Below are 13,023 nucleotides of genomic sequence, written 5' to 3' on the forward strand. Positions count from 1 at the left end.
GCGGATCAGTTCAGTTTAACGGTGGTTGCAGTCGTGGCCGCCTGGGTGGCGGCTGCGGGAGCGGCTGCGGCAGGGGCCTTTTTCTCTTCCGTGGATTTTCCCAGGAAGGAGGGCAGTTCCAGCCCCACGCTCTTGCCGAGCTCGTGGAGAGGCAGGGTGTCTTTCACCAGATTCTGCACGAATCCGCCCACGGAGGAATCCCCTCCGTTGCCCATGACGACTACCTTGTCAAATTTCAGGCCCTTGATGGCGCCGGACTGGAGTTCCACGATCTTGGTGAGCTGTTCGGTAATCAGGAGGCTGGAAGCGGCGTCGGACGAGCCTGCCGCCTGTACAATCTGCTGGAAGCCGCGGGCCTTGCCTTCCAGTACGGCTTCAATGGCGGCGGCTTCACCGCGGCCCACCATTTCCATGCCTTCCCCTTCCGCCTTTTTCTTCAGAAGGGTGGCCTGGGCTTCGCCTTCCGCCAGTTGCCGGATGGCTTCCGCTTCCGCCCTGCGCTGGATGAGCAGGGCCTGCGCCTTGCCTTCCTGTTCCAGCTTGAGCACTTCCGCCGTGGCCTGGGCCTGCACTTCGCGCTGGCTCTTTTCAATGCGGGCCGTCACCAGGATGTTGGCCTCCTGCGTGGCGCGTTCGCGTTCGGCGCGCTTTATTTCCGCTTCCTTTTCCGCCTCGTAGGCTTCTTCCAGGGTCTTGGCTTCCTGCACCTTCTGGGCCACTTCCGCCAGCTTCTTGGCCTCCGCCTGCTTCACCTGCAGCTTGGCGGCGGATTCCGCAATCTTGATCTGGGCTTCGTTCTGGCCCTCAATGGCAATGGCGCGGGCGTTCGCCACCTGGACGGTCTGGTCCTTTTCCGCTTCCGCCTTGCCGATTTCCCCGCGGCGCGTTTCTTCCGCCACCTTGATGGTGGCGTCATTGATGGCGCGCGCGGCTGCTTCCTTGCCCAGGGCGCTGATGTAGCCGGAGGCGTCCTGAATGTCCGTGATATTGGCGTTAATGAGGTGGAGGCCCACCTTGTGCAGCTCCACGTCCACGCCTTCCGTAATGCCCTTGATGAGTTTTTCGCGGTCGGAGTTGATTTCCTCAATGGTCATGGAGGCGATCACCACGCGCATCTGGCCCATGATGATTTCCGCAGCCAGGTTGCGGATTTCCTCCCGGGAGCGGCCCAGCAGGCGCGCGGCGGCGTTCTGCATGATTTCCGGCAGGGTGGAGATGCCCACGATGAAGGAGGAGGGGACGTCCACGCGGATGTTCTGGGAGGAGAGGGCGCCCTGGAGGGGCACGTCAATGTTGATGGGGTTCAGGTCCAGGTAGCTGTAGGACTGGAGGACCGGAAGCACGAAGGTGGAACCGCCGTGGTAGCATTTGGCGGGCTGGCCCGTGCCCACCTTGCCGAAGACGATGAGGATTTTGTCCGGCGGGCACATGCGGTAGCGGCTGAACAGCCAGGAGGCCGTCAGGATGATGAAGAGAACCAGAATGGCGATAGGGATGATTTGGTCCATGGTATTGGATGGGGTGTATGGTTGGGTTTATTGGTTAATGAAGAGGTTTGACGGTGACGACGCCTGCCGTGACGGCGACTACTTCCACCGGGGTTCCTGCGGGCAGGGATTCCTCCCCTTCCTGAACGGCGGGGAGGTACAGAAGCTGGCTGGGATGGGCAATCGTCACCTGTCCGCCGCGTTCAAGCCTGCCGGGAATGCTGATGTAAACGGTGCCGTGCATGCCCTTGAGGGTTTCATAGTTCAGGGTGCCGTCTGATTTGAGGCTCATGATGAAGCGCATGGAGATGCCGATGATCAGGAACATCAGCACGCCGGTGAAGAAGGCCGCTGCCAGGGAGGCGGCCATTCCCCAGCCCAGGCCCTGGGCGAGCACGCCGCCCCAGCCGAAGCCCAGGAAGAAGCCGATGCCGGATTTAATGGACAGCAGGCCCACGTCCGCGCCGCCGGCGTCCGCGTCAAAGTCCAGGTCATGTTCCCCCAGCCCGAACAGGGACAGGAGAAACAGAAGCGCTCCCACGCCCGTCGCGGCCACGGCGATGATGAAGAAAATGGAGTAATCAGTCATAGGGTAGATTGATTGCCGGGAGTATCCATGTTTGGAGCCCGCTTGTCTATGGAAAAAGGAACGGCGGCCGGATATTCCGGCCTATTTCATTTCCACCACGGCTTTTTCCCCCTTCTTGAGCTCCAGTTCCCGGAGCAGGAGGAAGTCGTTGGTCAGCAGGCCGGCCTTCTCCACGGGAGTGGCGGTTTCTCCAATGGTGACGGTGGCCTTTTTGGCGGTGATCCTGTTGGGGAACCAGACGCCCAGGCGCGCCTTGGCGTCCTTGTTGGCCGTGACGGTGAAGCCCTTGGCGGCGTCCGCGGGGTCGTTCCACTCAATATGCCACGGGGACGGAGCGCGGGATTCGTCCAGGCGCGCCGTCCAGGCGGGATCCCCGTAAAAAGCCACGGTATCCCGGTCATGGATGAGGCCCATCTGGTCCTTGCCCATGCCGTAGCCGGCGGAGTTCATGCCCTTGGCAAAGTCCGGGTCGTCCTTGATGCCGTTGATGTCCGGCGCGTTAAAGTTGACGTTCATGAGCTTGGGGAAGCGGGTCATGGTTTCGTCCAGAATGAACTGGTTGTTCAGGTACCAGGCTTCCGCCAGGCTGGAGGCGTCATGGTTGCTGAACAGGAGTCCCAGCGTTCCCCAGCCGCCCTTGCCGTACCAGGAGGGGACGGTGTAGCCCACCAGCTGGTTGAAGCCGTAGTGGCTCAGGGCGGTGACGGCCATGGAATTCTTCGTTTTTTTAGTATCCCCTACCAGGCAGTTCCCCGCGGCTACCCAGACGGCGGGAACCGGCTTGATTTCAATCTCCGGAGCCTTGATTCTCTCAAGGAAGGAGAGCAGGTCGTCCTCCTTCCCGTTGAAGATCGCGCCGCGCAGGAAGGTGGTGAATTCCTTGAACTGCTTTTTGTCCAGCACGTGGAACCGGTTGTTGCCGGAGACGATGATCCCCTTGCCGAAAGGCATTTCCAGATTGAACTGGGTGGCGTGGGAGGCCGTGACGAAGAGCTGGGGAGCGTAAAGTTCCCAGTATTCCACGAGCTTGGGCGTCACGCCCAGCGTGGTTTCATCCCCGCGGTCCTGTTCCTTCAGGCCCTTCACGTAAAAAGCGGGCGTTACCTTGCCCTTGGAATTGTGCTGTTCCAGGTACTGGAAGGGCTGCCAGTCCGTGATGCTCATGCTGTCGGTGAAACGGGAGGCGTCCACGTTGGTGGTTCCCATGGAGCGGCTGATCACGAGCGGCTGCGTTTCAGAGGCTATCCTCATGGCGTCCTGCGGGGTGTAGCCCGTGACGATGCCCCAGATGCAGTCCCCGTACGGGTCGTCGTCCAGGCGGCGGGTCAGGCGGTGCAGGTCATTGACCAGCACCCGGTCTATTTCCTCCGGTCGCGCGACCACGGCCATGAAGCGGGGAGCCATTTTCTTGAGCGTGTCCAGCTTGGCGAACATGGAGTCCTTCACGGTGACGATGGAGCCTCCGTGCTTTTCAGCCAGCTTGTCCGCCACGGCCTTCCATTCCGGCATGGCGGCGGTTTCCTCGGAGATGATGATGGCGTAGTCATTCTTGCCGGAGTCTTTTTTTATGGTTTTCACGGCAGTGGCGTGAATGCAAAAAGCCGCCGTGGAGACGGCGGCCTGGGTGGCATCGGGTTTGTCCGCCTGCTTTTCAGCAGGCGGAGCTTCCGCGGCCGGATGGTCCGGCAGGATGTTCAGGTTGAGATGTTCTCCCTTGCCGAAGATGTCTTTGGCAAGCTTGTTGACCTCTTCCACGGTGATGGCTTTCACGTCCGGAATGCTTTCCCTCTGCTGGGCCAGCCGTTCCGGTTTGGCCTGGGAATCCCTCAGCACGGAGGTCCAGTAGCCGTTGTCGCGCTGGGCGCGGTCCATGGAGTTGAGAATGGGGTTGCGGGCGCGGTCCAGTTCCTCCTGGGTGACGTTCCCCTTGCCGAGGTCGTCCGCAATCCTGGCAATCGCATTCCGCACGGCATCCTTGTTGCGCATCACGCCGGAGCTGAGGGTGATGATGTAGCCGTCGTCCGGGTAGGTTTCACTGATGTTGAGCCCGGTGGAGGGGGAGTAGGTTTCCCCCATGTCTTCGCGCAGGCCCTTGAACACGCGGTCATAGAAGACGGCCTTGAGCATGTTCAGCCTGCGGGCCAGCTTCTTGTCTTCTCCGCCGGGCGTTTTCCAGAAGAGGCAGACCAGCGTCTTGTCAATGGAGGAATCATAGGTCAGGTCCTTGGAGAAGTTGAAGTCCGCCATGGCAGGGTGGCGCAGTTTTTCATCCAGCTTCGCAGGGGCGTCCGCACGTTTGGGCACCGCGCCTACGGTGCGTTCCAGCAGGGGAATGATGTCTTCCGTCTTGAAGTCCCCCGTGACGGTCACTTCCATGTAATTGTTCTTCAGGGGGCGTCCACCCAGTCCTGCACGTCCTTGACCTCATAGGAAGCCAGTTGTTCCTGCGCGGGGAAGGTGAAGCGGGGATTGTTCTTGTACAGGATGGCGGGCACCTGCATCTTCATGGCTCCCTGAACCTCATGGTTCAGCTTGTTGTAAAGCATGGGGATGGCGCGGCGGAGCAGGGTGACGCCGTCCTGGCGGTAGCCGGGGTACATCAGGTAGGCCGTCTGGAGCTGGAGCTGCGTTTCCAGGTCTTCCTTGCTGGTATTTCCGGAGAGCAGGAAGGAGCGGTCCGTCATGGAGAAGCCCACGCCGACTTTCTTGCCTGCCATGATGGCGGCCAGTTCGTCGTTGGAGTGGTCCTTCAAGCCGCCGCCGTTCATCACGGCGCCCGCAAAGAGTTCCAGCCCGGAGGCTTTTTCCGGCCTGCTCAGTTCCCCGCCGTCCACGGCAAAGGTGATGTTGATGGAATCCTTGTCGAACTCCGTGGGCTTCAGGTTGACGCGCACGCCGTTGGAAAGGGTGAGCTGGGTGACTCCCAGGTCAGCGGCTTCCGCGCGGGCCGTCACCTTGCCGGGTTCCCCGAATTTGTAGGAGAAGTCCTTCCGGCTGTCCGCCTGGTAGGGCTCCACCTTGGAGGCCCGGGCGTCCTGGTACGTCTTCATGATTTCAGCGCTTCCCTGGGCGTTTTCCTTGTTGGAGGTGACGATCACGCGGGGGAAGGCTCCGGTCCAGGCTTCCTTCAGAGCGGCCTGGCATTGTTCGGGCGTCAGGTTTTCCACGACTTCCCTGGAGATGGCCCAGTCTTCCTGCGGCGTGGTGAAGACCTTGTCCTGCGCGGCGCTCTGGGCGATGGCGGAGGCCACGTCTTCCGACTTGACGGTGGGCCAGGACTTGATGGCGTTTTCCGCGGCGGCAGTGATGTTGCTGCGGGCTTCCGCCAGCTCCTCCTTGTTGAAGCCGAATTCGATGGCCCGGCGCAGCTCCTGTTCAATGGCGGTCAGGGCCGGCTTCCAGTTCTTGTAGTCCGCCTGGGTCTGGATGGCGTCCACTTGCGCCGCTTCCATCACGTCCATGCGTCCGCCTTCCGCGGAAATGAAGGGGCAGTCCGCATTCTTCGCCATCTTTTCCAGACGGCGGTTCAGCATGGCGTAAGCCACGTTGAGGGGAATGTCCTCGTTGCGGTTGGCGACCGTGTCCGGCTTCTTCACGTAGGGACGGGCGATGTTGACGCTGACTTCCGTGCTGGTGGCCTCCTTGTTGGTGATCCAGTGGGCGGTGGTTTCCGTGGCCGTCTTGAGCGCGCCCCGGTCCGTCTGGAAGGAGTAATTGTCCTTCTTCATGGAGCCGAAGTATTTTTCCACCCAGGCCTTGCCCTGTTCCGGCGTGATGTCTCCGGCGATGACGAGCTGCATCTGGCTGGGGACGTAATGGGTCTGATAGTAGTTTACAAATTTTTCCCGCGGCGCGGTACGGATTACTTCCAGCGTGCCGATGGGGTAGCGGTCGGGAATCCTGGTGCCGTCAAGCATGATGGAGAAGACCTCCTTCATGACCCGGTAGCCGGCGGAATCCCGCGCCTTGTATTCACTGGTGATGATGCCGCGTTCCGCGTCAATGGCGCTTTCCTCCAGCAGGGCGCCGTCCGCAAAATCCCTCATGATGGTGAAGGCCAGGTTCACGGTGGACTCCTTCATGCTGGGCACGTCCATCATGTACACGGTTTCGTCAAAGGCGGTGTAGGCGTTCGCGTCCCCGCCCAGGCCCAGGCCTTCCTTCTGCATGGCGGGAATCATTTCCCCGCGCTTGAAATGCGTGCTTCCGTTGAAAACCATGTGTTCCAGGAAGTGGGAGATGCCCTGGATGTCGTCCGTTTCATTCAGGGAACCCGTATTGACGCGCAGGCGGATGCTGAACCGGCCCTTGGGCTCTGCGTTCGGGCGGATGAAGTAGGTCAGCCCGTTGGGGAGCTTTCCCTTGATAAGCCGGGGATCCTGCTTGGGAATGCCTGCCGCCGGTTGGACAGCGGCGGCCTGGGTCTTGTTTTCTGCTGCGGCTTCGGCCAGCGAATGGGCCGGGAGTAGGCACGCGGCAGCCAGAATGGAGGTGATGGTAAATGCCTTCATGGAAAAATACTGCCCTCTTGTTTCACACGATTTTCCGGGCAAGTCAAGCGGCCTTCTCTGCATAAAAGAGGTGAATTTCCGGAGAACCTCCGGAAACGGAAGCCATATCAAAAGGATGAGGAAGGCATCCATTCATCCCGCGGGCGCGGCTCTGAAATTCCGCAGATGCGGTCCACGCAGCGCTCCCACGCCTCCCGGCCCTGGTAGATCTCCACCTCAATGCGCAGGAAGTAAATGGGAACCTCCGGGTCTTCCTCCGGTTTTTCCAGCCGCACGGCGTCCTTCTCCGTGGTCACGATCATGTCCATGGCCCGGTCCGCGCAGCGGTCGTAGAACTCCTGCAATTCCGCTTGTTCAAACCAGTGGTGGTCCGGGAACCTGCGGCAGATTTCCACGTGGGCGCCCAGGGAGCGCAGGGAATCTTCAAAGCTTTCCGGGCGCGCGATGCCGCTGAGGCACGCCACCCATTTCCCCTGGAGGGCCTCCAGGGGAAGCCGTTCCCCGTGAACACGTTTTCTAGGTACCGGGGGCCGTGGTCGCTCACGATGATGTCCGCCACGGGATTGTACTTCCTGATGGCGGCGATCAGATCATCCTGGGGCTTGCCGCCGCATTTGGTCAGAACGATGTAGCTGGCGCGCGCCAGGCTGCCCCTGGGCTCCCGCAGGGTGCCGCGCGGGAGCATGGCCCCGGTGCCGAAGGGCGCGCCGCAGTCCACCAGCACGATGTCCAGTTCATGAGCCAGTTTCAGGTATTGCATGCCGTCGTCCAGCAGCAGGGTGTCGCACCCCAGGTGTTCAATGGCGAAGATGCCGGACTTGATGCGGTTCTTGTCCACCAGAACCGCCACGCCGTCCAGGTTCTTGGCAAGCATGAAGGGTTCGTCTCCGGAATGCAGGGGGCCCAGGTAGCGCGTTTCCCCGTCGCTGGCGATCTTGGGCAGGTTTTCCGGCTGGCGGCCGTCCTTGTCCTTCCACTCCTGGGGCTTGTCCAGGTCCGCGCTCTTGTAGCCGCGGGTCAGGATGGCTACCTTGCGGCCGCGCTGGGTGAGGGTGCGGGCCAGCAGTTCCACCACCGGAGTCTTTCCGGTGCCCCCCACGGTGATGTTCCCCACGCTGACCACCAGCGTTCCCAGCCTGGCCTGCTTCGCGATGCTGGAGTGGAACAGGTACAGCCGCGCCAGCACCACCAGCCTGAACAGCCAGGAGGCCCCGCGCAGGACCATGCGCATCATGGAGGCGCGGAACCCCTTGGCCCGGCCGAAGATGACTTCCGTCCCCCACTCTTCAAACTCTTCCGATCTGGATTTCATGATAAGCCCGGCGGCGCGCCTGGAAACTCCGTCAGTGGAGGATGCGGTGGCAGCTGTCGCAGTAAACGGTTTCGTGGCCGCCCAGCACCTTCATGCGGGCGTTGTCCGTAATGACCATGTGGCAGCCGCCGCAGTGGCCTTTTTCATCCATCGGCACAATGACCGGGACTCCCTTGCTTTTGGTCATCCGTTCGTATTCCCCAGGGAATCCTCCGGAACGGCGGCGGCCAGGTCCGCGCGTTCCGCATTCAAGTGGTCCAGAAGCTCCTTGTCCGTTTCCGCCGTCCGGTCAAAGCGGGCCAGCGTTTCCTCCATCTCGCGCTGGGCGTCCCGCGCGCGCCGGATTTTCTGCTCCATATCCGTTTTCGCGGCTTCCAGACGTTCCATCAGCTCCAGCTCGGAGGTTTCCAGGGCGTCAATGGCGGCTTCCGTCTTCTCCACCTCCTGAATGCACATCTGGTATTCCTCGTTTTTCCGGGTGTTGGACTGGAGGGTTTTCATCTTGCCGACGTAGGCGCGCTTGGTTTCAACGGCGGCTTCCACGTCCCGTATGCTCTTCTCAACGCTCGCGACTTCCTGCTTGGCGGCCAGGGCCTTCTGCTTGATGGCCTCCATCTGGCGCAGGAGGCGCGTTCTCTGTTCCGGCAGAGAGGCCAGCTCCTTCCGGAGTTTGGAGATCCGCACGTCCTTTTCCTGAAGGATCAGCAACTGGTCTAAATCGGCATGATTCATCGCCTGCCACCCTAGCATGCCCCGGCGGGGTGGAAAAGATTTTTTCTCGGCTCCGGGGCGGCGGCCCTTCCGTCTTTTTACGGTGCAGGGGAGCGGCGTCCCGTGTTTCGGGGAAAAGGAGGTTTTCCTGAGAAACGGCCTCCCGTTTCCCGCTGAGTATTTCAAGCAGGGCCTTCTGCTGCGCCGGAGTGCCGCCCTGTGCGGGCGGCGGCATGGAAAGTTCCGCGTACTGCCGCGCCAGTTTGTTTTTCTTCTGCCGGTTCTGCCAGAAAAGGAAGGCGCACACGGCAAGCACGCAGGCGCAGGCGGCTGCCAGGACCGTGTATGAATGGCGGTTGGAGGGCATGACGGGAGAGACTAGCCGTGCATTGTAGAGAAAGACGCTCCCCTGTTCCAGGTAAATCAACAACGGGGAAAAGAGAGCCGCCATGGGGGCGGAAGCCTTCCGCGGCTGTTCCGGCGGCTCTTAAAACGTCAGGATGGTTTGGAGCCGGAAGACGCTGGCGTTTCCGGTGTCGTCCCGGCCCGCGGGGTTGGAAATCCACAGCAGGGAGGGCTGGATCAGGAACCAGGGAGTCACGGAAATGTTATAGTGGCATTCCATCACCACTTCCTTTTTGCTTCTGGAACGGCCTTCCGCCATGCTCCCGTCGTCCGGGCGGGTCACGGCCAGGGCAATGCCGAACTGGTTGGCTTCCCCCTCCTCGCAGACGCCCAGGTGCTGGAGAGGCTGGCTGCAAACGAAGCCGCCGGACCATTGGACGGCGGCGCCGCAGAAGTTGTCCCGCGTGGAATCGCTCCAGCCCGCGCGGCAGAAGGCCTTCCACGGGCTGCCGCCAAGCTGCTGCTCCACGTTCAGGGCAATCCCGGCCACGGTGTGGAGGTTCTTCCTTTCCTCCCCGTCCGGCAGTTCGTTGATGCGGGCCATGAAGGGGGTGAGCTTGACGGCCCCGGAATCATGCACCCACGCCAGTTCCGCCAGGACGTTGAAATTCTTGCCGTCCGTGTGTTTCAGCGGGGAGGCGTTCTGGGGGCAGCTGGTGAAGTTGCCGCCCAGCATGGCGTACCACTGTTCGTGGAACTGGTGCTGGAAGATGACGCCCAGGTTGGAATCCGCCATGGGAATCACCTGGTTGTTGACGAAGGGGGAGGCGCAGAACTGGCCGAAGGAGGAATTGGCGTAGCTGTTGGTGTCAAAATAATTCGTCTGGTTCACCACGCCCGCGACGATGGCGCTTTTTCCCCGGTTGAAGGTTTGCAGGAGCGCTATTTCCGGCAGGAAGAAGATTCTTTCCCCGAAGATGTCCGTATGCGTGTCTCCCGTCAGGCCGATGGCGTCATTCATGTTGCCGCCCCTCCACGTCTTTCCGGTCAGCGCAGTGGAGCCTGAAAGCTCCAGTTTCAGCCACGTTTCCCGGTTGCTGGGCGCCTGGATGAGGCGGTAATTGGCGTGGGCGTGCAGCAGGTACCAGAGCTGGGTGCCGGGCTTGTCCGGAGCCGGGTGGTGGATGGAGTTGTAGGAAAAGGCGTTTTCCACCAGGAATTCCAGTCCCGCGCGGTGCGCTTTGGAGTGGAGGCCGGTCAGGGCCTGCGTAAGGGAATCGTTGGGGATGGGGGCCGTTTCGTCCCCGTAATCCCCGCCCAGCAAATTGATGTCCGCCAGCAGGTGGGCCGGAGGTTCCGGCTGGTCCGGGCGGAGCATTTCGGTTCCTGCCTGTCTGCCCTGGGCGGCGAAGGCTCCCAGAAGGCCGAGGATGATGAGGGGACGGTACATGTTGTCAGGTGAATAGGTAAGTGGTGCAGGGGGAGGAGGGGCCCTATCCTAAGGGATGGGGCAGGAGGAGGAAAAGCGGCAAATCACCCCCGTTGAGTCATGACGCAGCCGGCGGGGCATTTCTGCCGCGGAAGGTCCGGTTCAGGGGGAAATGCCGGAAGCGCGCCGGAAAGACGGGGCCGGTTAAAAGCCCAGGGCTTCCTTCTGCCAGTTCAGCAGGGTGGAGACGCCTTTTTCCCTGTCTTCCGCAATGGCTTCCAGGGAGGCCCGGGTAATCAGGAAGGAGCCTTCCATGCCCAGTTCTTCAGCCTTTTCATCCCTGAGCTTGCACAGGCGCGCCAGATTGGCCTCAAACTGGTCGGAATGCTGGCGGCGCTGGATGCGCGGGCGGCAGGGATAGTCGTCTTCATCCAGCAGGTAAAATTTCTGGAGGGCGTCCATGAACCGGCTGCGCCTGTGGGAGTGGAAGCGGGGCGGAGGAGTCACGGTGCGCTGTTCCTGAAGGGCCAGGCTCCACTGGATGAGGTCCGCGTTGGAGCAGACCATGAACGCGGGCTTGTCCCACGCTTTAGCCTCCGCATCGCGCCATGTCCACAGTTCCCGGAGGGCGGCCAGCCCTTTCCTGTTCAGCTTGCCGCAGCCCTGGATGCGCCAGGGGTCCTGATGGCCGGCCAGATGGCGTTCCCGGGCTCGGTCCATGGAGTGCCTGCAAATCTCTTCAAACCAGCCCATGCGTCCTTTTTCCCGGAGGGCGGCCGTCAGTTTGTCCGCCATGTCCAGCATGTAATTCACGTCGTTCAGGGCATAGGTGACCATGGTCGGGGAAAGGGGGCGCCGCGCCCAGTCCGCCTTTTGGGAGGACTTGCTCAGGGCTACGCCGTGGAAATGTTCCACCAGGGCGGCCAGCCCGAACTGGCGGAAGCCCAGCAGGCGCGCCGCCGTCTGGGTATCCCAGATCATGGCGGGCAGCGTTTCCCAGGCGTTCTGGAAGAGGCTCATGTCATAATCCGCCCCGTGCATCCAGACTTCCGTTTCCTTCAGCCAGTTGTAAAACGGCCCCATGTCTTCAATGGAGAGAGGGTCGATCAGGCAGGAGCCCGTTTCATCCGCGTACTGGATCAGGCAGATCTTTTCCTGATAGCGGTGCAGGCTGTCTGCCTCCAGGTCCAGGACTACCCGTCCCGTGGGCTGTGCGGTGGCGCGCTTGCGCCATTCCAGTAATTCCTCTTTCTCGCTAATCATCTTATTGCAACAGAGCGGGATTGAACCATGTATCAGCACGCCGGGCAACTGGAAATGCAAAAAAAGTGCTGATGGGGCAATCATGTATTGCCTATTTCCCGGAAATAGGGCACGAAGAAAGGCGCATGGAAGAGGAAGCTACAGAAACCGGACGCAACCACGGAGAACAGCCTTTGGACGAATTGATGAAGCGCTGGCATCTGACCAACCACGACCTGGTGGAGATTTCCCCGGAACAGCTTACCCACAAGCAGGTTCAAAAGGCCCGGCAGGGACGCCAGCTTACCTTGAAAATGATGCAGAAGGTGTGCCGCGCCTTGAACGTGGCCATCTGGGAGCGGCTTACCCCCATGCAGAAGGAGCAGTATTTTGAATACATGCACAAGCATGTGTTCAGCTATGCCAAGGGGTATGACCCGGCCTGGAAGGATCCGAACATGGACATGATGGCCTGATTCCGGACCTCTTTTCCGCCGCGGAGGCACGCGTTCCCTTTTCCGTTTCTTGTTTCACGCTTCCGGGGGAAACCGGGCTGCGGCAGGGAATTTTTTTACAAGGCTGGCGGTTTTTATGAAGCGCCCTGATGCCCCGTTTTTTCCCGTTTTTACGGGAGATGGGCAGATCGTCCCGGGTATGGTATTGTGTTCCAGCAGGATGGAAAAAAACAGACATTCCATTTGACAGCCAGAAAACCAGGGTGTATACGCCGCGCTCCTTTTTATCCGTCATCATGATGAATATTGCTTTTATTACCTGTTTCGCCGGTGTTCTGGGGATGTGTGCGGGAGCGTCCCTGGCCGAGGGCAAGCCGTGGTCCGGAGAAAAAGTTCCGCTGGCGGAGGACGGCGCGGTAGTTCTGGATGACAATGAATACCTGCTGAACCTGGCGGATTATGAAAAACTGGAGCAGGGAGGCGGTTTGCTGGTGCGGTATGCAGCCGGAAAGAACGGGCTCCGGGAAGACTCCGGCGCGTTCTATTTTGAAAACAGCCATGGAAAAATGGTGAGCGCCGCCATGGAGCCGGTATCCGGAAATGCCGGAAAAACGGAACCGGAGCGTCTGGCTCTGGTCAGTCCCGCTTTCCCGCTGAATCCGGAAGGTAAGTGGAGCCTCAAGCGGAAGAGCAGGCCAGCCGAACTTTACCGGAAGAAGGTGGCCGTCTCCCACATGGATCAGGAATACACGTTCCAGAGCCACGAAGATGCTCAGGTGAAACTGGTGCACGGCGTGCTGGCAAATGCCCTGGTATCGGGAAATAACCGCTCCAAGAGTTATAACTCTTTCAAGGTAAGCCGTCCTACCCCCCCCCCCCCCCCTTCTTCCTGACTCGCTGAAGGAAAATTCCGGTTCTTCAGACGGGGAGGAAGAGGCAAGG

At 60.8% G+C, this 13,023-nt stretch carries 11 protein-coding genes and 1 pseudogene; 2 read left to right on the forward strand and 10 right to left on the reverse strand.

Features of this window, described 5'->3' with window-relative positions; translation table 11 throughout:
* Positions 1 to 5: 5 nt before the first annotated feature.
* From PVA48_RS07540 to PVA48_RS07585, 10 genes and pseudogenes are all read right to left on the reverse strand, one after another.
* A complete protein-coding gene (locus tag PVA48_RS07540) occupies positions 6 to 1,508 on the reverse strand; it encodes a flotillin family protein (protein WP_022397631.1) in 1,503 nt (500 codons plus the stop codon).
* 34 nt (positions 1,509 to 1,542) lie between these two features.
* Positions 1,543 to 2,076, reverse strand: a complete 534-nt coding sequence (locus tag PVA48_RS07545) for a hypothetical protein (RefSeq protein ID WP_102729019.1) — start codon at positions 2,074 to 2,076, stop codon at positions 1,543 to 1,545.
* An 81-nt stretch (positions 2,077 to 2,157) separates the two neighbouring features.
* Positions 2,158 to 4,452 (reverse strand): M16 family metallopeptidase, encoded by a 2,295-nt coding sequence (locus PVA48_RS07550; RefSeq protein ID WP_423232469.1) that lies wholly within the window; start codon positions 4,450 to 4,452, stop codon positions 2,158 to 2,160.
* A gap of 11 nt (positions 4,453 to 4,463) precedes the next feature.
* A complete protein-coding gene (locus PVA48_RS07555) occupies positions 4,464 to 6,587 on the reverse strand; it encodes an insulinase family protein (protein WP_423232470.1) in 2,124 nt (707 codons plus the stop codon).
* A gap of 107 nt (positions 6,588 to 6,694) precedes the next feature.
* Entirely contained in the window at positions 6,695 to 7,051 is a 357-nt protein-coding gene (locus PVA48_RS07560) for a tetraacyldisaccharide 4'-kinase (RefSeq protein ID WP_423232471.1), read from the reverse strand.
* Positions 7,052 to 7,182: 131 nt separating this feature from the next.
* Positions 7,183 to 7,899 (reverse strand): annotated as a pseudogene (lpxK, locus tag PVA48_RS07565) (tetraacyldisaccharide 4'-kinase); the annotation flags it as partial.
* A gap of 31 nt (positions 7,900 to 7,930) precedes the next feature.
* Entirely contained in the window at positions 7,931 to 8,086 is a 156-nt protein-coding gene (locus PVA48_RS07570; RefSeq protein WP_423232472.1) for a C4-type zinc ribbon domain-containing protein, read from the reverse strand.
* Positions 8,083 to 8,649 (reverse strand): zinc ribbon domain-containing protein, encoded by a 567-nt coding sequence (locus PVA48_RS07575; RefSeq protein WP_423232473.1) that lies wholly within the window; start codon positions 8,647 to 8,649, stop codon positions 8,083 to 8,085. Before PVA48_RS07575 ends, PVA48_RS07570 begins: the two co-directional genes overlap by 4 nt.
* Before the next feature lie 448 nt (positions 8,650 to 9,097).
* Complete coding sequence (locus tag PVA48_RS07580; RefSeq protein ID WP_102722179.1) at positions 9,098 to 10,405, reverse strand: carbohydrate porin; 1,308 nt, start codon at positions 10,403 to 10,405, stop codon at positions 9,098 to 9,100.
* Between the two features lie 183 nt (positions 10,406 to 10,588).
* Positions 10,589 to 11,647: a ribonuclease D gene (locus PVA48_RS07585; RefSeq protein WP_180971010.1), complete on the reverse strand. Its 1,059-nt coding sequence runs from the start codon at positions 11,645 to 11,647 to the stop codon at positions 10,589 to 10,591.
* A 71-nt stretch (positions 11,648 to 11,718) separates the two neighbouring features.
* On the opposite strand from PVA48_RS07585, the gene PVA48_RS07590 reads away from it, so the two are divergent.
* Together PVA48_RS07590 and PVA48_RS07595 are read left to right on the forward strand one after the other, a co-directional pair.
* Positions 11,719 to 12,102, forward strand: coding sequence for a hypothetical protein (locus PVA48_RS07590; RefSeq protein WP_240454355.1), 384 nt, complete (start codon positions 11,719 to 11,721; stop codon positions 12,100 to 12,102).
* Between the two features lie 275 nt (positions 12,103 to 12,377).
* Positions 12,378 to 12,974, forward strand: coding sequence for a hypothetical protein (locus PVA48_RS07595; RefSeq protein WP_423232474.1), 597 nt, complete (start codon positions 12,378 to 12,380; stop codon positions 12,972 to 12,974).
* Positions 12,975 to 13,023: the final 49 nt, after the last annotated feature.

Origin of the sequence: Akkermansia sp. JRP_AM1 (assembly GCF_049262625.1) — a bacterium.
Lineage (GTDB): Bacteria > Verrucomicrobiota > Verrucomicrobiia > Verrucomicrobiales > Akkermansiaceae > Akkermansia > Akkermansia massiliensis.